This window comes from Amycolatopsis sp. 505 (assembly GCF_031625235.1).
GTDB lineage: Bacteria > Actinomycetota > Actinomycetes > Mycobacteriales > Pseudonocardiaceae > Amycolatopsis.
Genome location: NZ_JACKQP010000011.1, coordinates 317,251 through 343,132, shown reverse-complemented (window position 1 = coordinate 343,132; position 25,882 = coordinate 317,251). Strand labels below are relative to the sequence as shown.

29 protein-coding genes are annotated in these 25,882 nt (G+C 73.5%); 18 read left to right on the top strand and 11 right to left on the bottom strand.

Annotated elements, in window-relative coordinates:
- Positions 1 to 43: 43 nt before the first annotated feature.
- From H5965_RS37035 to H5965_RS37025, 3 genes are read right to left on the bottom strand one after another with little or no spacing between them, the layout of a single operon-like run.
- A complete protein-coding gene (locus tag H5965_RS37035; protein WP_310975692.1) occupies positions 44 to 934 on the bottom strand; it encodes a glycosyltransferase in 891 nt (296 codons plus the stop codon).
- Entirely contained in the window at positions 913 to 1,779 is an 867-nt protein-coding gene (locus tag H5965_RS37030; RefSeq protein ID WP_310975691.1) for a glycosyltransferase, read from the bottom strand. The genes H5965_RS37035 and H5965_RS37030 overlap by 22 nt, the downstream gene beginning before the upstream one ends.
- Positions 1,776 to 2,633 carry a polysaccharide pyruvyl transferase family protein gene (locus tag H5965_RS37025; RefSeq protein WP_310975690.1) on the bottom strand — a complete coding sequence of 286 codons (858 nt, stop codon included), beginning with the start codon at positions 2,631 to 2,633 and terminating at the stop codon, positions 1,776 to 1,778. The genes H5965_RS37030 and H5965_RS37025 overlap by 4 nt, the downstream gene beginning before the upstream one ends.
- A gap of 73 nt (positions 2,634 to 2,706) precedes the next feature.
- Between H5965_RS37025 and H5965_RS37020 the strand changes: the two genes are divergently transcribed.
- The 9 genes from H5965_RS37020 (at position 2,707) to H5965_RS36980 (ending at position 11,228) form a co-directional block, all read left to right on the top strand.
- Entirely contained in the window at positions 2,707 to 3,672 is a 966-nt protein-coding gene (locus H5965_RS37020) for a UDP-glucuronic acid decarboxylase family protein (RefSeq protein ID WP_310975689.1), read from the top strand.
- A gap of 112 nt (positions 3,673 to 3,784) precedes the next feature.
- Complete coding sequence (locus H5965_RS37015; RefSeq protein WP_310975688.1) at positions 3,785 to 5,458, top strand: carbamoyltransferase C-terminal domain-containing protein; 1,674 nt, start codon at positions 3,785 to 3,787, stop codon at positions 5,456 to 5,458.
- Complete coding sequence (locus H5965_RS37010) at positions 5,458 to 6,018, top strand: SIS domain-containing protein (RefSeq protein WP_310975762.1); 561 nt, start codon at positions 5,458 to 5,460, stop codon at positions 6,016 to 6,018. Before H5965_RS37015 ends, H5965_RS37010 begins: the two co-directional genes overlap by 1 nt.
- On the top strand, positions 6,015 to 7,382 hold the full coding sequence (locus H5965_RS37005; RefSeq protein ID WP_310975687.1) for a PfkB family carbohydrate kinase: 1,368 nt from the start codon (positions 6,015 to 6,017) through the stop codon (positions 7,380 to 7,382). Before H5965_RS37010 ends, H5965_RS37005 begins: the two co-directional genes overlap by 4 nt.
- A 36-nt stretch (positions 7,383 to 7,418) precedes the next feature.
- Positions 7,419 to 8,105: an SDR family oxidoreductase gene (locus H5965_RS37000; RefSeq protein ID WP_310975686.1), complete on the top strand. Its 687-nt coding sequence runs from the start codon at positions 7,419 to 7,421 to the stop codon at positions 8,103 to 8,105.
- A complete protein-coding gene (locus H5965_RS36995; RefSeq protein ID WP_310975685.1) occupies positions 8,096 to 9,046 on the top strand; it encodes a glycosyltransferase family 9 protein in 951 nt (316 codons plus the stop codon). The genes H5965_RS37000 and H5965_RS36995 overlap by 10 nt, the downstream gene beginning before the upstream one ends.
- A complete protein-coding gene (locus H5965_RS36990; protein ID WP_310975684.1) occupies positions 9,039 to 10,349 on the top strand; it encodes a UDP-glucose/GDP-mannose dehydrogenase family protein in 1,311 nt (436 codons plus the stop codon). Before H5965_RS36995 ends, H5965_RS36990 begins: the two co-directional genes overlap by 8 nt.
- On the top strand, positions 10,346 to 10,951 hold the full coding sequence (locus H5965_RS36985) for an NAD(P)H-dependent oxidoreductase (RefSeq protein WP_310975683.1): 606 nt from the start codon (positions 10,346 to 10,348) through the stop codon (positions 10,949 to 10,951). Before H5965_RS36990 ends, H5965_RS36985 begins: the two co-directional genes overlap by 4 nt.
- A 97-nt stretch (positions 10,952 to 11,048) precedes the next feature.
- Positions 11,049 to 11,228 (top strand): hypothetical protein, encoded by a 180-nt coding sequence (locus H5965_RS36980; protein ID WP_310975682.1) that lies wholly within the window; start codon positions 11,049 to 11,051, stop codon positions 11,226 to 11,228.
- A 3-nt stretch (positions 11,229 to 11,231) separates the two neighbouring features.
- On the opposite strand, the gene H5965_RS36975 is transcribed toward H5965_RS36980, so the two are convergent.
- Together H5965_RS36975 and H5965_RS36970 are read right to left on the bottom strand one after the other, a co-directional pair.
- Positions 11,232 to 12,350 carry an FUSC family protein gene (locus tag H5965_RS36975; protein WP_310975681.1) on the bottom strand — a complete coding sequence of 373 codons (1,119 nt, stop codon included), beginning with the start codon at positions 12,348 to 12,350 and terminating at the stop codon, positions 11,232 to 11,234.
- Between the two features lie 506 nt (positions 12,351 to 12,856).
- Entirely contained in the window at positions 12,857 to 14,188 is a 1,332-nt protein-coding gene (locus H5965_RS36970; RefSeq protein ID WP_310975680.1) for an aldehyde dehydrogenase family protein, read from the bottom strand.
- A gap of 90 nt (positions 14,189 to 14,278) precedes the next feature.
- Between H5965_RS36970 and H5965_RS36965 the strand changes: the two genes are divergently transcribed.
- Complete coding sequence (locus tag H5965_RS36965; protein WP_310975679.1) at positions 14,279 to 15,751, top strand: HAD-IIIA family hydrolase; 1,473 nt, start codon at positions 14,279 to 14,281, stop codon at positions 15,749 to 15,751.
- Positions 15,748 to 16,794 (top strand): glycosyltransferase family 9 protein, encoded by a 1,047-nt coding sequence (locus H5965_RS36960; protein WP_310975678.1) that lies wholly within the window; start codon positions 15,748 to 15,750, stop codon positions 16,792 to 16,794. Before H5965_RS36965 ends, H5965_RS36960 begins: the two co-directional genes overlap by 4 nt.
- 37 nt (positions 16,795 to 16,831) lie before the next feature.
- Here H5965_RS36960 and H5965_RS36955 read toward each other — a convergent pair whose 3' ends face one another.
- On the bottom strand, positions 16,832 to 17,020 hold the full coding sequence (locus H5965_RS36955; RefSeq protein ID WP_310975677.1) for a DUF2795 domain-containing protein: 189 nt from the start codon (positions 17,018 to 17,020) through the stop codon (positions 16,832 to 16,834).
- 60 nt (positions 17,021 to 17,080) lie between these two features.
- On the bottom strand, positions 17,081 to 18,100 hold the full coding sequence (locus tag H5965_RS36950) for a Ppx/GppA phosphatase family protein (RefSeq protein ID WP_310975676.1): 1,020 nt from the start codon (positions 18,098 to 18,100) through the stop codon (positions 17,081 to 17,083).
- Positions 18,101 to 18,178: 78 nt separating this feature from the next.
- On the opposite strand from H5965_RS36950, the gene H5965_RS36945 reads away from it, so the two are divergent.
- The 5 genes from H5965_RS36945 to H5965_RS36925 all read left to right on the top strand — a co-directional run bounded on the left by H5965_RS36945 (position 18,179) and on the right by H5965_RS36925 (position 20,608).
- Positions 18,179 to 19,003, top strand: coding sequence for an SDR family oxidoreductase (locus H5965_RS36945; RefSeq protein WP_310975675.1), 825 nt, complete (start codon positions 18,179 to 18,181; stop codon positions 19,001 to 19,003).
- 152 nt (positions 19,004 to 19,155) lie between these two features.
- Positions 19,156 to 19,602, top strand: a complete 447-nt coding sequence (locus H5965_RS36940) for a DUF4383 domain-containing protein (protein WP_310975674.1) — start codon at positions 19,156 to 19,158, stop codon at positions 19,600 to 19,602.
- A gap of 66 nt (positions 19,603 to 19,668) precedes the next feature.
- Entirely contained in the window at positions 19,669 to 19,836 is a 168-nt protein-coding gene (locus H5965_RS36935; protein ID WP_310975673.1) for a hypothetical protein, read from the top strand.
- The gene (locus H5965_RS36930; protein WP_310975672.1) at positions 19,833 to 20,249 is read left to right on the top strand and encodes a hypothetical protein; all 417 of its coding nucleotides are present in this window, start codon (positions 19,833 to 19,835) and stop codon (positions 20,247 to 20,249) included. The genes H5965_RS36935 and H5965_RS36930 overlap by 4 nt, the downstream gene beginning before the upstream one ends.
- Complete coding sequence (locus H5965_RS36925; protein ID WP_310975671.1) at positions 20,246 to 20,608, top strand: VOC family protein; 363 nt, start codon at positions 20,246 to 20,248, stop codon at positions 20,606 to 20,608. Before H5965_RS36930 ends, H5965_RS36925 begins: the two co-directional genes overlap by 4 nt.
- 11 nt (positions 20,609 to 20,619) lie before the next feature.
- On the opposite strand, the gene H5965_RS36920 is transcribed toward H5965_RS36925, so the two are convergent.
- The 3 genes from H5965_RS36920 to H5965_RS36910 all read right to left on the bottom strand — a co-directional run bounded on the left by H5965_RS36920 (position 20,620) and on the right by H5965_RS36910 (position 22,109).
- A complete protein-coding gene (locus H5965_RS36920; RefSeq protein ID WP_310975670.1) occupies positions 20,620 to 21,042 on the bottom strand; it encodes a DUF6292 family protein in 423 nt (140 codons plus the stop codon).
- 82 nt (positions 21,043 to 21,124) lie between these two features.
- Complete coding sequence (locus H5965_RS36915) at positions 21,125 to 21,766, bottom strand: phosphoribosyltransferase family protein (protein ID WP_310975669.1); 642 nt, start codon at positions 21,764 to 21,766, stop codon at positions 21,125 to 21,127.
- 4 nt (positions 21,767 to 21,770) lie between these two features.
- The gene (locus H5965_RS36910; protein WP_310975668.1) at positions 21,771 to 22,109 is read right to left on the bottom strand and encodes a hypothetical protein; all 339 of its coding nucleotides are present in this window, start codon (positions 22,107 to 22,109) and stop codon (positions 21,771 to 21,773) included.
- A 107-nt stretch (positions 22,110 to 22,216) separates the two neighbouring features.
- On the opposite strand from H5965_RS36910, the gene H5965_RS36905 reads away from it, so the two are divergent.
- Positions 22,217 to 22,345: a hypothetical protein gene (locus H5965_RS36905; protein ID WP_310975667.1), complete on the top strand. Its 129-nt coding sequence runs from the start codon at positions 22,217 to 22,219 to the stop codon at positions 22,343 to 22,345.
- Positions 22,346 to 22,500: 155 nt separating this feature from the next.
- Positions 22,501 to 23,931, top strand: coding sequence for a glycoside hydrolase family 76 protein (locus tag H5965_RS36900; protein WP_310975666.1), 1,431 nt, complete (start codon positions 22,501 to 22,503; stop codon positions 23,929 to 23,931).
- 56 nt (positions 23,932 to 23,987) lie between these two features.
- Here H5965_RS36900 and htpG read toward each other — a convergent pair whose 3' ends face one another.
- A complete protein-coding gene (htpG, locus tag H5965_RS36895; RefSeq protein ID WP_310975665.1) occupies positions 23,988 to 25,877 on the bottom strand; it encodes a molecular chaperone HtpG in 1,890 nt (629 codons plus the stop codon).
- Between the last annotated feature and the right edge of the window lie 5 nt (positions 25,878 to 25,882).

Below are 25,882 nucleotides of genomic sequence, written 5' to 3'. Positions count from 1 at the left end.
GTGGTGAGGCGGGTTCTGACCCGCCTCACCACCCACGACCGCGTCAGCCCACGTAGCGGCGGGCCTTCGATTCACGCTGGGGTGCTTCCAGCAACCGCAGGCCGTGCTCCACGTGGTGCGGGACCACGCGGCGGTCGCGCAGCACCCCCGGCAGTCCCCGGGCCACGTCGAGCAACGCCGCCGCCGTCGCCGCGTCGAACGGTGCGGACCGCAGGACGTCTCGGCCGCGGCGGAAGACCGCGGGCCAGGGGCGGCGCAGCAGGAGTGTCCACATCGTGTTGCGGATGCCCAGGCGGCGGCGGTGGCGCGGGTCGCGCAGCTTCGACGGTGCGTGGTGGATCACCACGTCCTCCGCCCAGCACATCCACCAGCCGCGGGCGGCGAGGTCGAGGGCGAACAGCTCCTCCTCGCCGCCGAGCCACATCCGGGTCGAGAAGCCGCCGACCTCGCGGAACGCGCTGACGCGCACCGCCGTCAGGCCGGCCATGATGCCGAGCAGCGCCGGTCCGGGCAGCCAGTCCGGGCCGGGTACCGGCGACTCGCGCAGTTCCGGCGTGATCGGGTCCTCCGCCAGGCCGGGCTCGACCAGGCAACGCCCGGTCACCGAGCCGAGGCCCGGGTAGGACTCCAGCAGGTCGGCGGCCCGGGTGAGGGCGCCCGGCTGCCACGTCGTGTCGTCGTCGCAGAAGGCCACGTACGGCGTCGTCACCTCCTCGACCGCGATGTTGCGGGCCACCGCGCCGAGGTTCTCCGCCAGCCGGAACAGGCGGACACCCGGGAACTCCCGGGCGACCATGTCGGCCGTGCCGTCCGCCGACCCGTTGTCCGCGACGAAGATCGGTGCGGCGTCCGGTAAGGACGTCATGTGCGCCAGTGTCTCCCGCAACTGCGACCGGCGGTTGCAGGTGATGATCACGACCGAGATTCGCGCCATTCGGCGGTCCTTTCCAGAGTCCGGGCCTGGTGTTCGACGTGGGCGGGCAGGACGCGCCGCGAGCTCAGCGCGCGCGGCAGCCGCGGGACCGCGCCGAGGACGGCGCCGGGCGCCCGCACCAGCGTCCGCGCCACTTCGCGGCGGCACACTCGCGGTGGGCGGCGCAGCACGGCGATGAGCAGCTGGTTGCGCAGTTCCGCCCGGCGACGCCACGACGACGGCGGCCGCGACCGGGACGGGTGGTGGTGGGCGCGCAGATGCCCGACGTAGCAGACCTCCCAGCCGCGGGCGGCCAGGTCGTAGGCCAGCAGCTGTTCTTCCGCGCCGAAGTGCAGCAGCGGGCTGAAGCCGCCGACCTGCAGGTACGCCGCGCGGCGCACGATCGCGGAGCAGGCCAGGAAGCCGAGCACCAGCGGTCCGGGAGCGCCGTCCGGGTGCCCCAGCGGGCTGCGCTCCATTTCGGGCGTCACCGGGTCGTCCCGGCATTCCGGGCCGACGAGGGTGCGCGCGGCGAGCAGGCCGGTCCGCGGGTGCTCGTCGAAGATCCGTTCCGCCTCCACCAGCGCGTCCGGCGCCCACCACGAGTCGTCGTCGCTGAAGGCGACGTACGGCGTGTCGGCCGCGATGACGCCGAGGGTACGCGCGGCAGCCCCGAGGTTCTGCGGCAGGCGGATCACGCGGACGCGTCCATACCGCCGGGCGACCTCGGCCGTGTCGTCCTCGGACGCGTTGTCCAGCACGATGACCGGCGGCTGGGGGTCCAAAGAGGACAGTCGGTCGAGAGTGCGCGCCAGCTCGGCAGCGCGGTTGCGGGTGGCGATGACGACGGTCGTGCGCGCGCTCACCGCGCCCCCACCAGCTCGTCGACCAGCGCGGCCAGGGACGCCGGGTGCGCGGGTGGCCGCACCTTCGCCGACAGGCACCACTTCAGGCGGGCGTCGAGCAACGCCGGGTCCGTGACGTCCGAAGCGGCCACCACCGGCCAGTCCAGCGCGTGGCCCTGCGCCGTCACCTTGCCGCCGCCGGCCACCGGGTCGACGGCGAGCACCGGCACCCCGGCCTTGAGCCCGAAGACCAGCCCGTGCAGCCGGGTCGTCACCACGGCGTCCATTTTGGACACCGCGGCGGCGAACTGGTCCGGGGTGGCGCACCGCTCCCAGTCCTCGTGCGCCAGGCGCGTGTCCAGCGGCACGCGGGCGCAGTCCAGGCCGGCGAGCCAGCCGGTCAGTGCCTCGTGGACGTCGCCGTGCCGGCCCGCGCTGCCGTATTCCGGCTGGTGCGGCGCCAGGATCACGCCCAGCACCGGCGTGGGCGACACCGGCGCGCCCAGGGCAAGGTCGAGTTCGGCGGTGACGCCGTCGTCGCGCGGGAGGACCCGGTGGAACCCCGTCACCGCCGGGTCTTCGGGGTCGGGCACGGACACGCCGACCGCGATCCGGCGGCAGGCCGCGTAGCGTTCGTGCAGCGAACGCACCTGCGGCCCGTGGACCGGGCCGCAGGCGAACACCACGTGGGTGTAGTCGTCGGGGGGTGCGTCGGGCAGGTGCAGGGTGCCGGGCCGGAAGCCGGGGCTCCACGCGACCCGGTGGTCGATCCCGGCCTCCGCCAGCGCGGCCCCGGCCGCGCGCAGGCTCAGGACGTCACCCGCCGTGGCTTCCCCGTGCAGAAAACTGGCCCAACCGGTGAGCAGAACTCGCATGGTGGTGGCGCTTACCCGCTCGCCACCCCGTTACACGGGTTTGCGTCCACCGGGGCCGGGTAGCCGCCACGGCATGACGGATCCGGGAGTGGCCAGGCGGTTCGAGCGTGCGGTGGTGACCGGGGGTGCCGGCTTCGTCGGCGCCCACCTGTGCGAGCTGCTGCTCGAAGAGGGCATCGAAGTCGTCGCCGTCGACAACCTCGCGACGTCCTCGGCGGACTCCCTGGACCATTTGCGCCACTACGACCGGTTCCGGTTCGTGCGCCACGACGTCACGCAGCCGATGCCGCTGAGCTGCGAAGCCGATGTCGTGTTCCACCTGGCTTCGGCCGCGTCGCCCCGCGACTACCTGGCCCTGCCGATCGAGACGCTGCGCGCGGGTTCGCACGGCACCGAGAACGCGCTGGAGCTGGCCCGCCGCGACGGCGCCCGGTTCGTCCTCGCCTCGACCAGCGAGGTCTACGGCGATCCCCTGGAACACCCGCAGCGCGAAGGGTATTGGGGCAACGTCAACCCGATCGGGCCGCGCAGCGTCTACGACGAGGCCAAGCGCTACGCCGAAGCACTGACCTCGGCGTACCGCCGTGAATTCGGCACCGACACGGGGATCGCGCGGATCTTCAACACCTACGGCCCCGGCATGCGCGCCCACGACGGCCGGATGATCCCGGCCTTCCTCGACCAGGCGCTCCGGAACGAGCCGATCACCGTCACCGGCACCGGCGAACAGACCCGGTCCATCTGCTACGTCGAGGACACCGTCCGCGGCCTGCTCGCCCTCGCGCGGTCGGGCCACCCCGGCCCGGTGAACATCGGCAACCCGGACGAGCTGACCGTCCGCCAGGTGGCCGAGCGGATCAAGGACATCACCGGCTCCGGTTCGCCGATCGAATACATCGACGCCGTCGTCGACGACCCTCAGCGGCGCTGCCCCGACATCGCCCTCGCCCGCGACGTCCTCGGCTGGGAACCGAAGATCGACGCCGACGACGGCCTCCGTCGCACTGCGGCGTGGTTCCGCCGCGCGCCGTCGCGCTGAGTAGCGACGCCCAGGGCTTATGCGCGCCATCGTTTATCAACGACTTCGCCGGGTAGCGCTATAGGCGAGAGCGGGCCCTGCGAGTCCGCGCCGAAACGCCAGAGGCAGGTCGATGCGCATACTCGGGATCAACGCCGTTTTCCACGACCCGGCCGCAGCGCTGGTGGTGGACGGGGAGATCGTCGCCGCGGCGGAGGAAGAACGCTTCAGCCGCCGCAAGCACGGCAAGCAGGCGGTGCCGTTCTCCACGTGGGAACAGCCCGCCCAGGCCGCCGCCTGGTGCCTCGCCCAGGCGGGACTGTCCGCGAAGGACCTCGACGCCGTCGGCTACTCCTACGACCCCGCGCTGGTCGAACCGGGCCTGCCCGGGCACGACCCGAGCGGTGAGGAGCTGCGGACGGAGTTCGCCAAGCGGGCGCCCCTCTTCCTGAAGTCCGCCTTGCCCGGGCTCGACCCCGGCATCGTCAAGTTCGTCCGCCACCACGTCGCCCACGCCGCCTCGGCCGCGCTCGCCGCGCCGTTCGGCGACTGCGCCGTGCTGGTCGCCGACGGCCGCGGCGAGAGCACGTCCTACCTGGCCGGTGAGTACCGGGACGGGCGGTTCAAGGAGCTGGCGGCGCAGAAACTGCCGCATTCGCTCGGGCTGCTCTACGAGGACCTCACCGAGCACTGCGGCTTCGCGCGGTCCAGCGACGAGTACAAGGTCATGGCGCTCGCCTCCTACGGCAAGCCCGCCTTCCTCGACGAACTCTGCGAGCACGTCCACGTCACCGGCGACGGCGGCTTCCACGCCTCCGGCGTCAACCTGGCCGACCTGGCCCCGCGCCGCGAAGCGGGCGAGGAACTCACCCGGCGGCACGCCGATCTCGCCGCGAGTGTCCAGAAAGTCCTCGAAGACATCCTCCTCGAGCTGGCGGACTGGCTGCACGAGGCCACCGGCCAGCGCGACCTGGCGATGGCGGGCGGGATCGCGCTCAACTGCGTCGCCAACAGCCGGCTGCACGCCGAGGGCCCGTTCGACCGGATCTGGGTGCAGCCCGCCGCCGGGGACGCGGGCACCGCGCTCGGCGCCGCGCTGCAGCTGGCCGCCGACGCCGGGGAGCCCCGTACGTCCATGGGCGACGCCGGGCTCGGTCGCGGGTGGACCGACGAGGAGCTCGAAGCGATCCTCGTCAAGGCCAAGCTGCCGTACGAGCGACCGGACGACCTCGCCGAGACCGTTGCCGAAGCGCTGGCGAACGACGAAGTGATCGCCTGGTTCCAGGGCCGCGCCGAGTTCGGTCCGCGAGCCCTCGGCCACCGGTCGCTGCTGGCCCACCCGGGCCGCAAGGCGAACCTCGAGCGCCTCAACGACGTCAAGGGCCGCGAGCAGTTCCGCCCGGTGGCGCCGATGGTGCGGGCCGAGCGGGCGGCCGGAATCTTCAGCCGGGGCCCGCTGCCCAGCCCGTACATGCTGTTCGTGCACGACGTCGCCGAAGACTGGCGCGAGCGCATCCCGGCCGTCACGCACGTCGACGGCACGGCTCGCGTGCAGACCGTCGAAGAACGCGAAAACCCGGTGCTGGCCCGGATGCTGGCCGCCTTCGAGCGGCGGACCGGCCTGCCGGTCGTGATCAACACCAGCCTCAACACCGCCGGCCGTCCGATGGTCGACTCCCCGCGAGACGCCCTCGAGTGCTTCGGCTCGGCCCCGATCGACCTGCTCGCGCTGGGGCCGTTCGTGCTCCGGCGTCCGCGATCCACCCCGACCGGCGCGGCGTCGCCGGAGAAGAAGGAGGTGCCGTGATGGAAGACCATCTCGCCGCGCTGGCCGAAGCGGCCGGCCGGGCCCGTGAATCCGCCCCCAAGATCATCGCGTGGGGCCGGCACCTCGCCGGCGTCTTCGAAGCCGGTGGCAGGTTGCTCGCCTGCGGCAACGGTGGCAGCGCCGCCGAAGCCCAGCACCTGACCGGCGAGCTCGTCGGCCGGTTCCGCCACGAACGCCGTCCCCTCTCGGCCATCGCGCTGCACGCGGACACGTCCGCGACCACCGCGATCGTCAACGACTACGGCGACCACGAGGTGTTCGCCCGCCAGGTGCACGCCCACGGGCGGCCGGGCGACGTCTTGGTGTGCCTGTCCACCAGCGGCGGCAGCCAGAACGTCGTCGCGGCCGCCAAGGCCGCGCACGAGCTCGGCGTGACGACCTGGGCGCTCACCGGACCCGCCCCGAACCCGCTCGCCGCCCTGTGCGACGACGCCGTGACGGTCGAAGCGCCGACCGTCGCGACCGTGCAGGAGATGCACCTGGCGCTGGTCCACGGCCTGTGCGCGGCGCTCGACGACGCGCTCGGAGTGACCGCGTGAAGCCGCTGGTCGTCCTGGGCGACACCCTGCTGGACGTCGACGCCGAAGGCACCGCCGAGCGGCTGTGCCCCGAGGCGCCGGTCCCGGTGGTCGACCTGACGGCCCGGCGCCGCCGCCCCGGCGGGGCCGGCCTGGCCGCCCTGCTGGCCGCGCGATCCGCGGCGGAGGTCGTCCTGGTCACGCCGCTCGGCGACGACGAAGGCGGCCACGCGCTCACCGGGCTGCTGGAACCGGACGTCACCGTGCTGCCGCTGCCGCTGCGCGGCACCACGGTGTGCAAGACCCGGGTCCGTGCAGGCGGGCAGTCGCTGCTGCGCCTGGATTCCGGCGACGGGACGGCGACCACCGACCCGCTGCCCGCCCGGGTGCACGAAGTCCTGGAGGACGCCGGCGCGATCCTCGTGGCCGACTACGGCCGCGGCCTCACGCGCAATCCCGACGTCCGCCGGCTGCTGCGGGAGGTGGCCGAGCGGATCCCGGTGGTCTGGGACCCGCACCCGCGCGGGGCGCAGCCGGTGCCCGGCACGCGGCTGGTCACGCCGAACCTCGCCGAGGCGCGCGCGGTGCTCGCCGGGCACGAGGAACCGGCCGAGCTCGCCAAGCTGCTGCGCGGCCACTGGCACGCCGACGCGGTCGCGGTGACCGTCGGGTCCCGGGGTGCGGTGCTCGCCGACGGCCTCGGCGAGACGACCGTCCCGATCCCCGTCGCGGCGCGGACGCCGGGTCACACCGCGCCTGACACGTGCGGGGCGGGCGACCGGTTCGCCGCCGCGGCCACCGCGGCGCTGCTCGGCGGTGCGGACACGACCGAAGCCGTGGTGACGGCGGTCGAGGCGGCCGCCCGGTTCGTCGCCGCCGGCGGCGCGACCGCGTTGTCCACGAACGACGGCCCGGTGCCCGACCCGCAGCCGGCCACCGACGCCTTCGGCCTGGCCGAGCGGATCCGGGAGACCGGCGGCCGGCTGATCGCCACCGGCGGTTGCTTCGACCTGCTGCACCCCGGGCACGTCAGCCTGCTGCGGCAGGCCCGCGCCCTCGGCGACGCGCTCGTCGTCTGCCTCAATTCCGACGCTTCGGTGCGGGGCCTCAAGGGCCCGGGCCGCCCGCTGGTGCGCGACCGCGACCGGGCCCGGCTGCTCACCGCGTTGTCCTTCGTGGACGCCGTCGCCGTCTTCGACGAGGCCTCCCCCACCACCGTCCTGGAGAAGCTGCGCCCGGACGTGTGGGTGAAGGGCGGCGACTACGCCGACGCGGACCTGCCCGAACGCGAAGTGGTCGAACGGCACGGCGGCGAGGTCGTGCTCGTCCCGACCGTGCCCGGCTACTCGACCTCCCGGCTGGTCGCCGCGGCGGCCAGTGCCTGACCCCAGTGCCTGATCCTCTGCCCGCGAAGGAGAGCGATGCGACCCCTCGGCAACGTCCTGATCACCGGTGGCGCGTCCGGTCTCGGCGCCGCCACCGTCGACGCCGTCCGCAAGGCCGGCGGCACCCCGTACGTCCTCGACCGCGTCCGGCCCGAAGACCCGGCGGAGTACGTCGAAGCCGACCTGACCGACACCGCCGCGACCGAGGCCGCGGTCCGGGAGCTCGCCGAGCGCGCCGGCGGCCTGGACGGCGTCTTCACCGCCGCCGGCACCGACGCCTGCGGACCGCTCGGCGAAGTGTCCACCGAGGACTGGGAGCGGGTGGTCAAGGTGAACCTGTTCGGCACGGCCGCGGTGATCCGCGCCGCGCTCCCCTACCTCGAACGCTCGCACGGCACGGTCGTCACCGTGGCGTCCACGTTGGGCATCAAGGCGGTGAGCGACGCGACCGCCTACTGCGCCTCGAAGTTCGGCGTCGTCGGCTTCACCCGCGCGCTGGCCGCCGAGCTCGCCGGGCGCGTCGGCGTGACGCTGCTCGTCCCGGGCGGGATGTGGACGCACTTCTTCGACGACCGCACCGACCAGTACAAGCCGCCGCCGGACGCGAAGCTCAACCAGCCCGAGCACGTCGCGAACACCGTCGTCTTCGCGCTGCAGCAGCCACCCGGCGCCGAAGTCCGCGAAATGGTCGTGTGCGCATCGGAGGAGGGGTCGTGGCCGTGAGCTCCGCGGTCCTCGTGCTGCGCGCGCTCGGCGTCGGCGACTTGCTGACGGCGGTGCCCGCGTTGCGCGCCCTGCGTACGGCGTACCCCGGCGACCGGCTGGTACTGGCCGCGCCGGAAGGCCTGCGGGACCTGGTGGAGCTGATCGACGCGGTCGACGAACTGCTGCCGACGTCCGGGCTCGGCGAACTCGCCTGGCCGGGCCCGCCGCCGCGGCTGGCGGTGAACCTGCACGGCAGTGGCCCGGAGAGCATCCACGACCTGCTCGACACCGACCCGGCCGAGCTGCTGACCCACCGCCACCCCGACTTCCCGGACGTTCCGGGGCTCGAGTGGCGCGACGACGTGCACGAGGTGGACCGCTGGTGCCGGCTCGTCGAGTACCACCACCTGGAGGCCGACCGGTCGGCCCTGCACCTGCCCGCGCCGCCGGGCCCGAGCCCGGCGCCGGACGCCGTCGTGGTGCACCCCGGCGCGGCGTTCCCGGCAAGGCGCTGGCCGCCCGAGCGGTTCGCGACCGTCGTCCGGGACCTCGCCGCGACCGGACACCGCGTGGTGCTCACCGGCAACGTGACCGAACGCGACCTGGCGGTGTCGATCGCCGAGGCGGCCGGGCTCGGCGAGGAGGCCGTGCTGGCCGGGCGCACCGGCCTGGCGGAACTGGCCGCGCTGGTGGCCGGGGCGGCCCTGGTGGTCTGCGGCGACACCGGCGTCGGGCACCTCGCCACGGCGTTCGGCACGCCGTCGGTGCTGCTGTTCGGCCCGACCCCACCGCGGCTGTGGGGCCCGCCGCCGTCGGCGCGGCAACACGTCGTGCTCTGGGCCGGGAACGTCGGCGACCCGCACGGCGAAGAGCCGGACGGCGGGCTGCTGCTGCTCGGCGAAGAGCGCGTGCTGGCCGCGACGCGGTCGGCGCTGGAAATGCGGGTGGCGCATGGCTGAGCACATCGGGATCGTCGGTGCGGGCTACGTCGGGCTGACGAGCGCCGCGTGTTTCGCGCGGCTCGGGCACCGGGTCACCTGCGTGGACGCCGACAAGTCCAAAGTGGACGACCTGGGCCGGGGTCTCGTCTCGATCGCCGAACCCGGCCTCGCCGAGCTGGTCGGCCAGGGACTCGCCGACCGGACGCTGAGCTTCACCACCGCCCAGGCCGAGCTCTACGGCGCGGACCTCGTCTTCCTGTGCCTGCCGACACCGCCCGCCGAAGACGGCCGGCCCGACCTCGGCGTGCTCGAGCAGGTCGTGCCGCAGCTCGGCCGGCTGCTGCGGCCCGGGTGCGTGCTGGTGACCAAGTCGACGGTGCCGGTCGGCACCGCGGCCCGGCTCCCGCACCTGCTGGGCCGCGACGACCTGCCGGTGGTGGCCAACCCGGAGTTCCTCCGCGAAGGCCACGCCGTCGACGATTTCCTCCACCCGGACCGGGTGGTCGTCGGCACCGATCCGGCGGATTCGCCGGCGGCGCACCGGGTCGCGCGGCTGTACGAGCCGACCGGCGCCCCGGTGGTGGCGACCGACTCCGCCAGCGCCGAACTCGCGAAGTACGCGAGCAACGCGTTCCTCGCCGTGAAACTGTCCTATGTGAACGTCCTCGCCGAACTGTGCGAGCGGTTCGGTGCGGACGTCCGCGAGGTTTCGCGCACCATGGGCCTCGACGCGCGGATCGGCCCGGAGTTCCTCGCGCCGGGCCCCGGCTGGGGCGGGTCGTGCCTGCCGAAGGACACTTCGGCGCTGCTGCACGCGGCCGAGTCGGCGGGGGTCGACTTCGGCATCCTGCGGGACGCGGTCCGCGTCAACGCCCGGCAACGCGCCCGGGTGGTGCGGACCGTGCGGCAGGCCGTCACCGGTTCGCCCGCCGGCTCCCTCGCCGGAGCCCGCATCGGCCTGCTGGGGCTGGCCTTCAAGGCCGGCACCGGCGACCTGCGCGACTCCCCCGCCCTGGCGGTGGCCGACGACCTGGCCCGCGCGGGCGCCGAGCTGACCGCGCACGACCCGGCCGTCGCGTGCGTGCCCGGCCCGAGCTCGGTCCAGGTCGTCGACGACCCGTACCTGGTGGCCAAGGACGCCGCGGCGCTGGTCGTGCTCACCGAATGGCCCGAATTCCGGGACCTCGACTGGGCCCGGCTGGCCGCGTCCGCCGACCGGGCGGTCGTCGTCGACACCCGCAACCTGCTCGATCCCGACGTCCTCGCCGGAGCGGGGTTCGCCCACCTCGGCGTCGGCACCCATCCCAGGAGGCAGTCATGACCCTGCGCGTCCTCGCGCTGACCTGCACGCTCAAGCCGTCGCCGGCGAAGTCGAGCAGCGACCTCATCGCCCGGCAGCTGCTCGACCTCTTCGCCGAACGCGGCGCCACCGGCGAGCTGGTCCGGGTGGTCGACCACGACGTCCGGCCGGGGGTCGAGGCCGACATGGGCAACGGCGACGCGTGGCCGGACATCCGGCGGAAGATCGCCGCCGCCGACGTCCTCCTGATCGCCACCCCGACGTGGGTCGGCCACATGTCGAGCGTCGCGCAGCGGGTCCTCGAACGCCTCGACGCCGAGTTGTCCGAAACGGACGACGAAGGGCGGCCGGCGATGTTCGGCAAGGTCGGGGTGGCCGCGGTCGTCGGCAACGAGGACGGTGCCCACAAGATCATCGCGGACCTCTTCCAGGCGCTGAACGACGTCGGCTTCACGGTGCCGGCCCAGGGCGCGACCTACTGGAACGGCGAGGCCATGCAGGGCGGTGACTACCAGGACCTCGACGAGACGCCCGAGGCCGTGGCCTCGACGAACGCGACCCTGGTCCGCAACGCCGTCCACCTTGCCGAGGTGTTGCGCGCGCAGCAGTACCCGGCCAAGTGACTACGCCGTTCGAGTGACAACACTGCGCCGGACGAGTGTGGCGCAGGACACGGGGGTAACCCGCCGGGACCTTCCAACCTGTCAGGGGGCTCCACCCATGCCGAACCGAGTCATGATCAGCCGCGACAGCAAGCCGATCCCCTGCGAGGAGTGCGGCCTGCCGACGTTGCACGTCGCGCGGCTGGTGTCCGGCGACGGCACGCTGCTGGGCCAGACGATGGTGTGCACCGCCTGCCGCCGGCACCGGTCCGACGCCGACGCGATCGCCGTGCACTAACGCTCAGCGCTTCTCCAGCTGTTCCAGCAGCAGCCGCGCGGGCAGTGTCATGGTGCCGAGGCCGAGCCGGGCGGGCACGCCGTCCTCCTCGGCCGTCACCAGCCGCTCCTCGAGCTTCCCGAGCAGGGCGCGGCATTCGTCCAGTTCGACGGGTTCACCGGCGACCGCGACGGCCTGCACGGCTCCGGCGAGGTGGTGCATCAGGTCGGCCAGCGCTTCCCGCGCATCCGGCCAGGGGTACTCGAACGGGTGCTCCCGCCGCCCGGCCGTGGTCCGCACACCGGCGATCAGCTGCGCCATCGCGGGCCAGAGCCCGATGAGCGTCCGAAGTGGACGTTCATGTCGGGCACCGGCCGACGGCCGCCCCCGCCGGAGGTTCAGCATCCGCCCTTCCCGCGTCAGGCCGACGGCTTCCTCGGCGGCCAGCACCAGGCTGCGCGTGTCCTGCTCCTGGGACAGCAGGTGATCGAGGTCCTCCGGCGGCTCGTCCCGGCGGATCAGATCGGACAGCGATTCGAGCAGGTCGGCCAGGGCTTTCCCGAGCCGCCCGGCGGCCGCGGCGAGCCGTTCCCCGTAGAGCGGCGGGAGGATGAGGGTGTTGACGGCGACGCCGATGGCGGCGCCCAGCGCGGTTTCCAGGAGACGGTCGCCGAGGAGAACGGGCTCGCGGGCGGTGCCGTAGGAGATGACGAGCATCCCGGTGACGCCGACCCAGACCCCGGCGTCCCCGAACCGCCGCCAGCTCCCGGCGAGGAGCCCGAGGAAGACGACGGCGGCGAGCGCAACGGCTTGCCAGGGGATGAAGTGCCCGGCGACGGCGGCGAGCAGGACCCCGGAGGCGACCGACCCGACCTGCTGGAGCCATCCGCGGAAGGAGCGGTAGACGGTGGCTTCGACGAGGAAGACGGCGGCGTAGGGAGCGAGGAAGGGCTGGGGCAGGTGGAGGACGAGCGTGGCGAGCAGCCAGGCCGCGGTCGCGGCGAGGGTGGCTTTGGCGCTCTGGACGAGGATCCGCCGCTCCCGGCCGGGAACGCGGAGGGCCCGGGCGATCCAGCCGGCGGGTGTGCGGTCGTGCCGGTCGTCGTCCGTCGAGGAGTTTTCGCCGCTCCGCTGCCGGAGCATTCGCGCGAAGCGGCTCGCCCAGGCGCGGTCACCGCTCGGCGGGGAGTCGCTCGGCGGGGAGCCGCCCCGCCTGGACCGGCCCACCCGAGCCCGCTCGGCCCGCTCCCCGTCCGATGAGGAGCTTTCCTCGCTCCGCTGCCGCAGCATCCGCGCGAAGCGGCTCGCCCAGGCGCGGTCACCGCTCGGCGGGGAGCCGTCCCGCCCGAACCGGCCCACCCGAGCCCGCTCGCCCCGCTCCCCGTCCGACGCTGAGCCGCCCCGCCCGAGCGCCTGAGCGAACCTGCCGACCAAAGCCGGACCGCCCTGCTCACTAATCGACGCTGAGCCGCCTCGCCCGAGCGCGAACCTGCCCACCGGAGCCCGGTCGCCCTGCTCCCCACCCGAATCGCCCCGCGCGGCGCGGGCCACCCGGCCGGCGGGGGCCCGGCCGTGCCGCTCCCCCGCCGATGAGGTGTCGTCGCCGGGATGCGGTGAGTCCCGCTCTCCGCGTCTCTCCCGCTGTCCGGTCATGCCGGCGGGGCGATGTGCACGAGCTTCGTCTGGGTCAGCTCGTCGAGCAGCTCCGGCCCGTAGCCGTACCCGTTGCCGCTCCGGCGGCGCGGATGTGCCGCCCCGCCCGGTGCGCCGCCGAACACGTTGTTCACCTTGACCGTCCCCGCCGGCAGCTCGCGCCACGCGCGCTGGGCGTGGGCCATCGAAGCCGTCAGCACCGTCGCCGCCAGGCCGTACTCGCCCTGGGCCGCCTCGGCGAGTCCCTCGTCGAAGCTCGGAACCACCCGGACCGGCGCCACCGGGCCGAACGTCTCCTCCGTCATCACCCGCAGATCCGGTGTGCAGTCGGTCAGCACCGTGGCCGGGTAGTGCGCGCCGGGGCCGTCCGGGACCAGGCCACCCGCCGCCAACCGCGCGCCACGGGACAGCGCGTCCTCGACGTGGGCGTGCACGTGGTCGCGGTGCCGCCGGTCCACCAGCGGCGCCAGGGTCCGCGTCTCGGCCTCCTTGACCAGCGCCGCCAGGAACGGCTCGGCGATCGCCGCGCACACGTAGATCCGCTCGACCGCCACGCAGATCTGGCCCGAGTTGGCGAACGCCCCCAGCGCCGCCTGGCCGGCCGCCCACGCCGGGTCGACGTCCTCGTCGATCACCAGCGGGTCGTTGCCGCCGTTCTCCAGCAACGTCTTGGCCCCGGTCGCCGCCGCGCTCGCGGCGATCGACCGGCCGGTCGCCGTACTGCCCACGTGCGCGATGACGTCGACGCCGGCGTGCATCGCCAGGATCGCCCCGACTCCGCCGTCGCCGTGCAGAGTCTGCAGCACGCCTTCCGGGAACACGTCCCCGAGCACGTCGCCCAGCAGCTGACCGGTGTGCGGCGCCCGCTCGCTCGGCTTGTGCACCACCGTGTTCCCGGTCGCCAGCGCCGCCCCCAGCAGCCCGCAGGCGACCGCGACCGGGTCGTTCCACGGCGTGAGCGCCACGACCACCCCACGCGGTTCGGGCACCATCAGGTCCGTCGCGCCGACGTCGCCGAGCAGGCTGCGGCCGCGGTGGACCGGGCCGAGCTCGGCGTATTGGTCCAGCGTTCCCGCCCCGGCGAGCACGCCTTCGCGAGCTTCGTCGCGGGGCCTCCCGGTCTCCGCTTCGTTCGTCTTCGCCAGCTCGTCGGCGTGCGCCCGCAGCCGCTCGGCCGCGGTGTGCAGCAACGCCCCGCGCTCGGCGGCCGGCGTCCGGGCCCACGGCGTCCGGCGGGCCCGCGCGAGCGCCGCGTCGATCTCGTCTTCGCCCGCGGTCGGCACGGTGCCCACCACGGTGCCGTCGGCCGGGTTCCGGATCTCGATCATCCGCACCTCCTTCTCGTCGCCCGCCGGTTACCCGGGCGCGACGGCTTCGACACGCCGTTTGATCACCCCCGCCCGGGGTAACCGGGGCCGGTGACGCTCGACTACACCGTGGTGATCCCCACGACGGGCCGGGAGACACTTCGGCCACTGCTGGAAACCCTGCTGACCGGCCCGGACCCGCGGCCGGCGGAAATCCTGGTCGTCGACGACCGCCCGAACGGGTCCGCGCTGGACATCCCCGGCGGCGTCCGCGTGCTGCGCTCCGGCGGGCGCGGGCCCGCGGCGGCGCGGAACCTCGGCTGGCGCACCGCCAAGAGCGAGTGGATCGCCTTCGTCGACGACGACGTCGTGCTCGCCCCCGACTGGGCGCGGCAGCTCGAAGCCGACCTCGGCTCGCTGCCGCCGGACGTGGCCGCCTCCCAGGGCCGGATCACCGTGCCGCTGCCCGCGGACCGGCGGCCCACGGACGACGAGCGCGGCACCGCCGGGCTCGAGCACGCGCGGTGGATCACCGCCGACATGGCCTACCGCCGCCGCGCCCTGGCCGAAACGGGCGGGTTCGACGAGCGGTTCCCGCGCGCGTTCCGCGAAGACTCCGACCTCGCCCTGCGCGTCGCCGAGGCCGGGCACCGGATCGACCAGGGCGAACGGCTGACCACGCACCCCGCCCGGCGGGCCGGGTTCTTCTACAGCCTCAAAGCCCAGCGCGGCAACGCCGACAACGCGCTGATGCGGGCCAAGCACGGCGTGCTCTGGCGGCAGCGCACCGGCGCCGGGCCCGGACGGCTGGGCCTGCACGCACTGTCCACAGTGGCCGGTCTGGCCGCGCTCGCCCTGCCGCTGGTCAAACAACGCGGGAAGGCCTTGCTCGCGGCCGGGGTCTGGGCCGGGCTGACGGCGGAATTCGCGACCCGCCGCATCCTGCCCGGCCCGCGGACGCCCGGCGAAGTGGCACGCATGGTCGTCACCAGCGCCCTGATCCCGCCCGCCGCGTGCTACCACCGGCTGCGCGGGGAGGTCACGGCCCGGCGGCCGCGGCCCCCGGTCGCGGTGCTGTTCGACCGGGACGACACGCTCATCGTCGACGTCCCCTACCTGAACGACCCGGACGGCGTCCGCCCGGTGCCCGGCGCCGTCGAGCTCGTCCGCGGGCTGCGGGAGCGCGGCATCCCGGTCGGCGTGGTGAGCAACCAGTCCGGGGTCGCGAAAGGACTGATCACCCCCGGCCAGCTCGACGCGGTGAACGCCCGCGTCCAGGAACTGTTCGGCCCGTTCGGCACCTGGCAGGTCTGCGTCCACGACGACGGCGACGGCTGCGCGTGCCGCAAACCCGCCCCCGGCATGGTGTTGCGGGCCGCCGGCGAGCTCGGCGTCGACCCCGCGTCCTGTGTGGTCATCGGCGACACGGGCGCCGATGTCGATGCCGCGCTCGCCGCCGGCGCCCGCGCGGTGCTGGTGCCGACGCACCGCACGCTCGAACCGGAGATCGCCCGGGCCCGCCGGCACGCCGCCGTCGCCCGGGACCTGTCCGAGGCGCTGCGCGTCGCCGGGGTCACCGGATGACCCGGGTGCTCGTCGCCCGCCAGGACAACCTCGGGGACGTCCTGCTCGCCGGTCCCTGCGTCCGCGCGGTCGCCGCGTCCGGAGCGCACGTGACGCTGCTGACCGGGCCGCACGGCCGGGCCGCGGGCGAGTTGCTGCCAGGGGTGGCCGACCTGCTCACCTGGACCGCGCCGTGGATCGACCCCGAGCCGCCGCCGGTGACCGCCGAGGACACCGGCGCGTTCGTCGCGCTGATCCGCTCGAAGTCGTTCGACCGTGCGCTGATCCTGACGTCGTTCCACCAGTCCCCGCTGCCACTGGCGCTGCTGCTGCGCCAGGCCGGGGTGCCGTGGGTCGGCGCGATCTCCGAGGACTACCCGGGCAGCCTGCTCGACCTGCGTCACCGCGTCGACGGCGATCCGCCGGAGCCGGAACGCATGCTGTCCCTCGCCGAGGCGGCCGGATTCTCCCTGCCCCCGGACGATCACGGCGCCCTGGCGCTGCGCCGCCCGCTGCCGGACATGGCCCGGCTGACCGGCGGCGGGGCGTACGTCGTGGTGCACCCCGCGGCGTCGGTGCCCGCCCGCCAGCCGTCGGCGGCGTGGAGCCGTGAGACGGTGCGGGCTCTCGCCGCCGACGGGCACCGCGTGCTCGTGACGGGCGCGCCGTCGGAGCGCGCGCTGACCCAGGAGGTGGCCGGGACGGCGGCGGTGAACCTCGGCGGCCGGACGTCCCTGCCCCAGCTGGCGGCGGTGCTGTCCGGCGCTCAGGTCGTGGTGGCACCGAACACCGGCCCCGCACACCTGGCCGCGGCCGCCGGCACTCCGGTGGTCTCGCTGTTCGCACCGGTGGTGCCGCCGGAAAGGTGGGCGCCGTACGGCGTTCCCACGGTGGTCCTGGGCGACCAGCACGCCCCCTGCCGCGCCACTCGGGCGCGGGTGTGCCCGGTCCCGGGCCACCCGTGTCTCGACACGATCGATCCCGCCGACGTCTGCCGCGCGGTGACGGCTCTCGCCCAGCCCGGCGCCGTCGTCCCGGAGAGCGCCGAGCTGACGGCGCGGTGACCGCGGCCCGGGCGCGGAGCCCGGGCCGCGAAGCACGTCAGCCGCCGATCTCCTTGCTCACACCGCTGGGACCTTCGTAGGTCCGGTCCGGCAGGCCGCGCACGACGTCCAGGGTGTCCGAGTCGGCGCCGTTCCGCTCGGCGGCCCGGACCAGGTCGTCGCGCTTCGCCGGGTAGTCGACACCGGACAGGTACTTCTGCAGTTCGATCGGGTTCGGCTTGCTCACGGGAGCTCTCCTTCCGTTCGGGGAACCGCGCGGTTACCCCACCGGACGGTCCACACACGCTCAGGACGGCACCGGCTGCTCCCCCGCCGGGTGAAGGTGGCGGACCTCCGCGTCCGGGTGGCGCGTCAGCGGCACCAGCGGCAACGGCGTCGATTCGGCGAGCTGTTCCAGGTGCCGCAACAGGATTCCCTCCCGCAACGCCCACGGGCAGACTTCGACGCTCGGGACGTCCAGCGCCGACAACGTTCCCTCCGCCGCCAGCGCGCCGGCCACCACCTGCCGGGCCCGCGGCTTCGAAATACCGCGGAATCCGGCCCGTTCGGCCGCCGGGACGCGGGCCAGCCGCGGGATCCAGCCGCGCACGTCCGCGACCACCAGTTCGCGGGTGACGAACGGGCCCTTGCGCTGCGGCGCGGCGCCGGTGAGGCGAGCCAGCTGCTTGAACGTCTTCGACGTCGCGACGACCCGGCGCGGCGGCCCTTCCCAGCGCAGGCGGTCCAAGACCTCCGACAGCGTGTCGCGGACGTGCCGGCGCAGGGCCTTCACCTGCTTGCGCGTCGGCGGGTCGGCGGTGAGGAACTCGCGGGTCAGCCGGCCGGCGCCCAGCGGGAGCGAGACGGCCAGCTCGGGCTCGACGTTCCGGCCGAGCACCAGCTCCATCGACCCGCCCCCGATGTCGATCAGCAGCAGCCGCCCGGCCGACCAGCCGTACCAGCGGCGCGCGGCGAAGTACGTCAGCCGCGCCTCCTGCTCGCCGGAGAGGAACTGCGGCCGGATGCCGGAGCCCGCCTGGATGCGGTCGATGACCTCGTCGCGGTTCACCGCGTCGCGCACCGCCGCGGTGACGAACGGGTACAGGTGGTCGACGCCGAGCCGCACCGCCGCGTCGACCGCCCGGCCCACCGCGCCCGTCACCCGCTCGATGCCCTCGTCGCTCAGCGTCCCGTCGGGCCGCAGTTCCTCGGCGAGCAGCGTCGGTTCCTTCACCGCGTGCGCCGGGAGCGGCGGGGCGCCGGCGGAGACGTCCACCACCTGCAGCTGAGCGGAATTCGACCCGATGTCCAGCACGGCCAGTCTCATCGGGCCGGAATACCCCGCGGGCCTCGCGTTTAGTCCCTGGCGGGGGTGGTAGCCGACCGGGAACGAAAGGAGATGCCCGTGTCGCTCCCGGCGCCGCTACCCGCCGAAGCCGCCTCGCCGCGGCGCGCCGTCGTCACCGGTGCCGACTCCGGCATCGGCCGCGCGGTCGTCGCCGCGCTCTCCGGCGGCGGTCTCGACGTCGGCATCACCTACCACTCCGACGCCGGCGGCGCGGAGGAAACGGCGGCCGAAGCCCGCTCGCACGGGGTGACCGCGCACGTCCGGCAGCTCGACCTGACCGACCTGCCGGCCGCCGCCGACGTCGTCGACGCGTTCGCCGAAGACCTCGGCGGTATCGACGTCCTGGTCAACTGCTCCGGCACCGGCAGCAGCCAGCTCGCGATGGACCTCGACTACGAGAAGTGGCGGCAGGTCCTCGACGTCGACCTCGACGGCGTCTTCCTGCTGTCCCAGCGCGCCGCCCGGCACATGATTGACGCCGGGCGCGGCGGCCGGATCATCACCATCACCAGCGTTCACGAGCACGTCCCGCGCGTCGGCGCCGCGCCTTATTGCGCCGCGAAGGCGGGCGCGGGCGCGTTGACCCAAGTTCTCGCCCTGGAGCTCGCGGAGCACGGCATCACGGTGAACTCGGTGGCTCCCGGCGAGATCTCGACCCCGATGACCGGCCAGACCGACGCCGACCCGCGCGAGCAGGACCGGCCCGGCATCCCGCTCGGCCGCCCCGGCCACGCGGCCGAGGTGGCGGCCGCGGTCGCGTTCCTGGCCACCCCGGCGGCCGGCTACATCACCGGCACGTCGCTCGTCGTCGACGGCGGCCTGCTGCTGATGGGCGCCCAGCACGGGACCGCCCACCGCGGTCACGACTGGCGTTCCCCCTGAGACCAGGGGCCCGCGTCCTGGCTGCAGGGACCGGCGTGGGCTCCGGCCGCGGGCCGGACGGCGGCTCCCCCAGCCCGCCGTCCGGCCCCTTCCACTTGTCCGTTTTCCGCACGCCTGACGGGGTATCCGGCCGCGGAGGGAAGGAGAATCCCATGTCTTCCGCGTCTTCCGCCGAAACCCGCACCCCGGCGTCGTGGCTCCGGCCGGTCGTCGCCGTGCTCGGGCTGCTCTACCTCGTGCTGGGGATCGCCGGGTTCCTGACCCCGGAAACCGCCGCGGTCGGCCACGAGACCGGCCGCGCCGTCTGGATCTTCAGCGTGACGCCGTTGCTCAACCTCGTCCACACGGTGGTCGGGGTACTCGGGCTGCTCGCCGCGACCCGCCGCACCGGGGCGATCATCTACTGCTGGGTGCTGTTCGTCGGCTTCACCGGGATGACCGCGTACGGCATCCTCGCCACCGCGCTCGTCAACCCCGAGGACCCGATCAACCTGAACTGGGCCGACAACTGGCTGCACGGGCTGACCGCGGCGGGCGCGCTGGTGCTCGGCATCGTGGCGGCACGCGCGGTCAACCGGACTGGGGCGCGCTCGCGGTGACCCCGGCCGTTTCGCCGGGCGATCGCCGGGTAGCCGCAGAAGAACACGACGTGAAGGAGGGTTCCCGTGCACCGTGAAAGCGACCGGCATTCGCCCCGCGAGGACGACGCGATGAAGGCCGAGCTGCAGGGAACCCTGCAGGGCAACGGCCCGACCCGCGCCGAGCAGTGGCGCGACCCCGAACTCCCGGCGGACGACGAGCCGGAAGTCCCGCCCTTGGGCGGCGGCGCATGACCGCGGTCGACGCCCCCGCCGTCGTTGTGCACTACCGCCTCCACGCGGACTTCGCGGTCGGATCCCCGCTGGTGCGCCGGATCCTGGGTCCGCGCGCCGGCCTGGAACTCGATGCCGACGGCTTGCGCGTCCGCTTCGGGCCGTGGCTGGTCGAGACGCCGCTGAGCAACCTGGCCGGCGCCGAGGCCACCGGCCCGTACCGCGCGGTTCGCGTCTTCGGCGTCCGCCTGTCGCTGGCCGACCGCGGCCTGACTTTCGGCACGACAACACGAGGTGGCGTGTGCCTCCGGTTCCGGGAACCGGTCCGGGGCATCGATCCGTGGGGGCTGCTCCGCCACCCGGGCCTGACGGTGACGGTGTCCGAACCGGCACTGGTCGCCGAAGCCATCAACCGGATCGTGGGGGCCGCATGACGGCGGCCCGGATCCTGGCCGTGACGGTGGACTGCCGCCAGCCGGACCTGCTGGCCGAGTTCTGGGCCGCGGCGCTCGGCAACGCGAAAACCCGCACGTGGACGGATTCCCACGGCCTGACCTACCGCCAGGTCGAGTTCGACGACGGCCCGGCGCTGCTGTTCCAGCCGGTGCCCGAGGAGAAGGCCGGCAAGAACCGGCTGCACCTGGACCTCGCCCCGGTCGAGGGAGATCAGCGCGCCGAGGTCGAACGCTTGGTGATGCTGGGGGCGAAGGTCCTCGACGACCCGCCCGACGACCCGTGGATCGTGCTCGCCGACCCGGAGGGCAACGAGTTCTGCGTGCTGCCGGCCCGCTGATCCAGGCTGGTTCAGGCTTGGCCGACCGGGTCGCCCGCGTAGGCGGCCAGGCGGTCGTCGAAGCCGTCGGTGGTGCCGGGTCTGCGGAAGTCCGGGGGGTCGGGCCGGCCCGGGTACTTCTCGCCGTACAGGCCGGTCACGAAGGCCACCACCGCTTCCGGAGCCGGCAGGACGTCCTCACCCAGGTACGCCAGCACGATGACTTCGTCGCCGCTCGAGGACTCGACCGCCGCGGCCCAGCCGTCGCGTTCGTCCCACAGCAGGGCCGTCTCGTGGTCCGGGAACCGGGCGAGCCGCCGCTCCAGCGCGACATACGCGCCGGCCGGGACGTCCACCTCGCAGAACCAGGCGGGCGCGTCCAGTTTGGCCGCCACGGCCAGGAGGTACTGCCGCAGCCCGCGCGCCGCCGGGCCGAGCCCGTCCCGTTCGCTCATCCCGCTCCCGCCTCTTCGGTCGGTGCCCCATCGGGTGATACCCCGTCACCCACCCGGTCAATCCGGGGTGCCGCGGGTGACGTCACGGGGTGAGCAGGGCGAGAACGTCGTCGTCACCCAGCTGGCGGAAATCGGCGTACCACTGCCCGACCGCGCGAAACTCCGGCGGCTCGGCGACGCAGACGACGTCGTCCGCTTCGCGCAGGATCCGCGCGGCGGCGCCGGGCGCGGCGACGGGTGCCGCGAAGACGAGCGTCCGAGGCCGGGCCGCGCGGACGTCACGCAGCGCAGCCGTCGCGGTGACGCCGGTCGCGAGCCCGTCGTCGACGAGGACGACGTCGCGGCCGGTGAGGCCGGCGGGCTCGCGGCCGGCGCGGTACCGCTCGAGCCGGCGGCGCGCCTCCGCCCGCTCCCGGGTCTCGGCCCGGGCCAGCCGTGCGGCGGTCAGTCTCATCGCGCGCAGGCCGGCTTCGTCGTAGATCGCCGGGCCGTCCGGGGTGACCGCGCCGACGCCGAACTCGCGGTGGCCGGGCGCGCCGATCTTGCGGGCGACCGCGACGTCCAGCTCGGCGCCGAGCCGCCGCGCGACGACGGCGGCCACCGGCACCCCGCCGCGGGCGAGCCCCAGCACGACCGGATCGGCCCAATCGCGCCGCCGCAGTTCGCCCGCGAGCCGTCGCCCGCCGTCCTCCCGGTCGGCGAAGATCCGCGGCCGCGCGGGCATCAGGTCACGGGCGCCACTCGTCGCGCCAGTCGGGGTGGGCTTCGTACACCGACGCGACGAGCTTGACGGACACGTCGTCGTGGGCGTCGCGGATCTCGCGGCGCAGGAACTCGGCCTTCTCGGCGAACGGCACCGGGTGCCGGTCCTCCATCGCTTCGACCGGCCCGCCGGCGAGCAGCAAGCCGTCGCCGTCGTCGGCGTACATGATCCGCAGCCGCCCGCGCCGTTCGGCCTCGTCGATCAGCGGCAGTTCACCCGCCCGGACGCGCTCTTCGTCCTCCGCGAGCCGGGCGAGCACGAATTCGTCGAGCTTCGCGGTCGTGGTGTCGTCGAGATTCGTCATGGGCCCGGGATACCCGCCGGGCGACGCCCTCAAGCGTCGGCGCGGCTCAGGCGCCGGGCCACCGCGCCGCCGCGGTGACCGTCCGGGTGGGCGACACGGTCACCTGGATGCAGCACGACGAAGCCCCGCACGACGTCGTCACGACGAGCGCGCCGGTGGCGTTCCGCAACCCGCGGCTGTCGGCCGGGCAGAGCTGGAGCTACACGTTCCGGCAGCCGGGCACGTACCAGGACTAATGTTACTGGTCACCGGGATCGCGGTGCTGTGCCTGCTCCTGCTGAGCTTGCGGCGGGCGTGAATTCCTGTCCGGAATCTGTCCCAGAAAGGACTGGACCAATAATATCGGCACCGGAAAATGGGGAGCATCGCCCTTCGACGCGGAAGGTGGCCGATGCACTTCCTCGCCCCGCTGCTGACTGTGGTCCTCGCGGCCACTCCGACGCCGACGCCGTCCGCCGCGCCAGTGGCGACGATCTGCAACAAGTATTGCGACGCGCGAGATCCCGCGTCGTCACCGGGCGACCGCGAAGGCGCTTCGGCCGGCGTCGGCGCCCGGCGGATCACCTTGCACCTCGACGACGGCGACGCCATGGGCTGGGCGGCGATCACCGGTGGCGCCGCCGGCGACCACGTCTGGCTGGACCGCTCGTTCGACGCCGGGCGCACCTGGGCGTCGGGCAGCAAGCTCGGCGACACCGCGACGCCGTCCGGCGCGACGGGCTGGCGGACGCTGATGTACAACGCCGACGATTGGGCGAACAAGGGCGTCGGCCTGCTGCGCGCGTGCGGGCAGCCCGCGGGGTCGGGCAGCATCGCCTGCACCGGCTGGGCCCGCCCGACGTGGAACGCCTGGGACCGGCGCACCGCGGCCGCGACGGCGTTGATGGAGCGGTACAACCTGGGCACCGGCCTGTTCGACACGACCGGGTGGTGGAATTCGGCCAACGCGCTCACCGCGGTCATCGACAACATCCGGATCAGCGGCATGGGCAGCTACCGCTACGCGATCGACACGACCTATGCGAAGAACCTCTCGGCGCAGGGCGGCAGCTTCCGCAACGACTACCTCGACGACACCGGATGGTGGGGACTGGCGTGGGTCGACGCCTACGACCTGACCGGCGACGGCAAGTACCTCAACACGGCCCGAGCCGATGCCGACCACATGTACGCGTACTGGGACGGCGTCTGCGGCGGCGGGGTCTGGTGGAGCACGAGCCGCACGTACAAGAACGCCATCCCGAACTCGCTGTACATCCAGCTCAACGCGGCCCTGCACAACCGCATCCCGGGTGACACGGTCTACCTGGCACGGGCCCGGGCGGGCTGGACCTGGTTCGCCGGGAGCGGGATGATCAACGGCTCGAACCTGGTCAACGACGGCCTGACGTCGGCCTGCGCGAACAACGGCCAGCCGACCTGGACATACAACCAGGGTGTGCCCCTGACGGCGCTCACCGAGTTGTCCCGCGCCACCGGTGACGCGAGCCTGCTGACGAAGGCCCGCGCGATGGCGAACGCCTCGACGACGAACGCGTCCTTGAACCCGGGCGGCATCCTCCGCGACCCGGGCGAGACGGCCGGCGGTGGCGGCGTCGACGGCCCGAGTTTCAAGGGCGTGTACGTCCGGGACCTGGCGGCGCTCAACGCGGCCCTGGCCGACCACCCGTACACGCCGTACCTGCAGCGACAGGCGAACGCGGCGTACGCGAACGACCGAAACAGCGCGGACGCCTACGGGTTGCTGTGGGCAGGCCCGTTCGACCAGCCCGACGCGGCCCGCCAGCAGAGCGCCCTGGACCTGATGAACGCGGCACCCTGACCGGGTCGTGAGTGGTAAGGCGGGTTAGAACCCGCCTTACCACTCACGACCGCGGTTCAGAGGGTCTTCTCCAGGCGGCCGGCCAGGAGCTTGATGAACCGGGACGGGTCGGCCAGCTCGCCGCCCTCGGCCAGCAGGGCCATGCCGTAGAGGAGCTCGGCCGTCTCGGCCAGGCCCTCGTCCTCCGGGCGGGCGGCGTGGGCCTCGCGCAGCCCCGAAACCAGCCCGTGCTCCGGGTTGAGCTCGAGGATGCGCTTGATCGGCGGCAGCTCCTGCCCCATCGCGCGGTACATCTTCTCCAGCGTCGGCGTCAGGTCGTGGGTGTCGCCGACGATGCAGGCCGGCGACGTCGTCAGCCGCGACGACAACCGGACCTCCTTGACCGTGTCGCCCAGCGCGGTCCCCATCCACGACAGCAGGCTCTCGAAGTCCTTATTCTGCTGTTCGCGGGCCACCTCGGTGGCCTTCTTGTCCTCTTCCGACTCGAGGTCGACCTGGCCCTTGGCGATCGACTGGAACTGCTTGCCGTCGAAGCCCGGCACCGAGTCGACCCACATCTCGTCGATCGGGTCGGTCAGCACCAGCACCTCGAAGCCCTTGGCGCGGAACGCCTCCATGTGCGGCGAGTTCTCGATCGCGGACCGCGACTCGCCGGTCATGAAGTAGATGTGCTCCTGGCCGTCCTTCATCCGCGAGACGTAGTCGCGCAGCGAAGTCGGCTTCTCCGCGTCGTGCGTCGAGGCGAACGACGAGATCTCGAGGATGGCCTCGCGGTTCTCGAAGTCGTCGAGCAGGCCCTCCTTGACCGCGCGGCCGAACTCGCGCCAGAACGTCGCGTACTTCTCGGCGTCGGCGGTCATCATCGTCTTGACCGTCGAGAGGACCTTCTTGACCAGGCGACGGCGGATCAGCTGGATCTGCCTGTCCTGCTGCAGGATCTCCCGCGACACGTTCAGCGAGAGGTCCTGCGCGTCGACCACGCCCTTGACGAACCGCAGGTACTCGGGGACCAGCGACTCGCAGTCGTCCATGATGAAGACGCGCTTGACGTAGAGCTGCACGCCGCGCTTGCGCTCCCGCAGGAACAGGTCCATCGGCGCGTGCGAGGGCAGGAACAGCAGCGCCTGGTACTCGAACGTCCCCTCGGCCTGCAGCCGGATCGTCTCCAGGGGGTCCTGCCAGTCGTGGCTGACGTGCTTGTAGAACTCGTGGTACTCGTCCTCGGTGACCTCGCTCGACGACCGCGCCCACAGCGCCTTCATCGAGTTGACGGTCTCGGCCTCGTCGCCCTCGCCCTTCATCCGGATAGGCCAGGTGATGAAGTCGGAGTACTTCTTCACGATCTCGCGGATCTTCGCCGCGGACGTGTAGTCGTAGAGGTGGTCCTCGGTGTCCTCGGGCTTGAGGTGCAGCGTGACCGCGGTGCCCTGCGGCGCGTCCTCGACCGGCTGGATCGTGTAGGTGCCTTCGCCGGTCGACTCCCAGCGGACGCCCTCGGCGGTGCCCGCGCGGCGCGTCACGAGAGTCACCTTGTCCGCGACCATGAAGCTCGCGTAGAACCCGACGCCGAACTGCCCGATCAGGTCCTGCGACGCCGCCGCGTCCTTCGCCTCCTTCAGCTTGGTCAGGAAGTCGGCGGTGCCGGACTTGGCGATCGTCCCGATCAGGGCGACGACCTCGTCGCGCGTCATGCCGATGCCGTTGTCGCGGACCGTGAGGGTGCGCGCTTCCGGATCGGTCTCGATCGCGATGTGCAGGTCGCCGGTGTCCGCCTCGAGGTCCTTGTCGCGGTAGGACTCCAGCCGCAGCTTGTCGAGGGCGTCGGAGGCGTTGGACACGAGCTCCCGCAGGAACGTGTCCTTGTTCGAATAGATCGAATGGATCATCAGCTGGAGCAGCTGACGCGCTTCCGACTGGAACTCCAGCGTCTCGATCGGGGCAGTCACTTCCA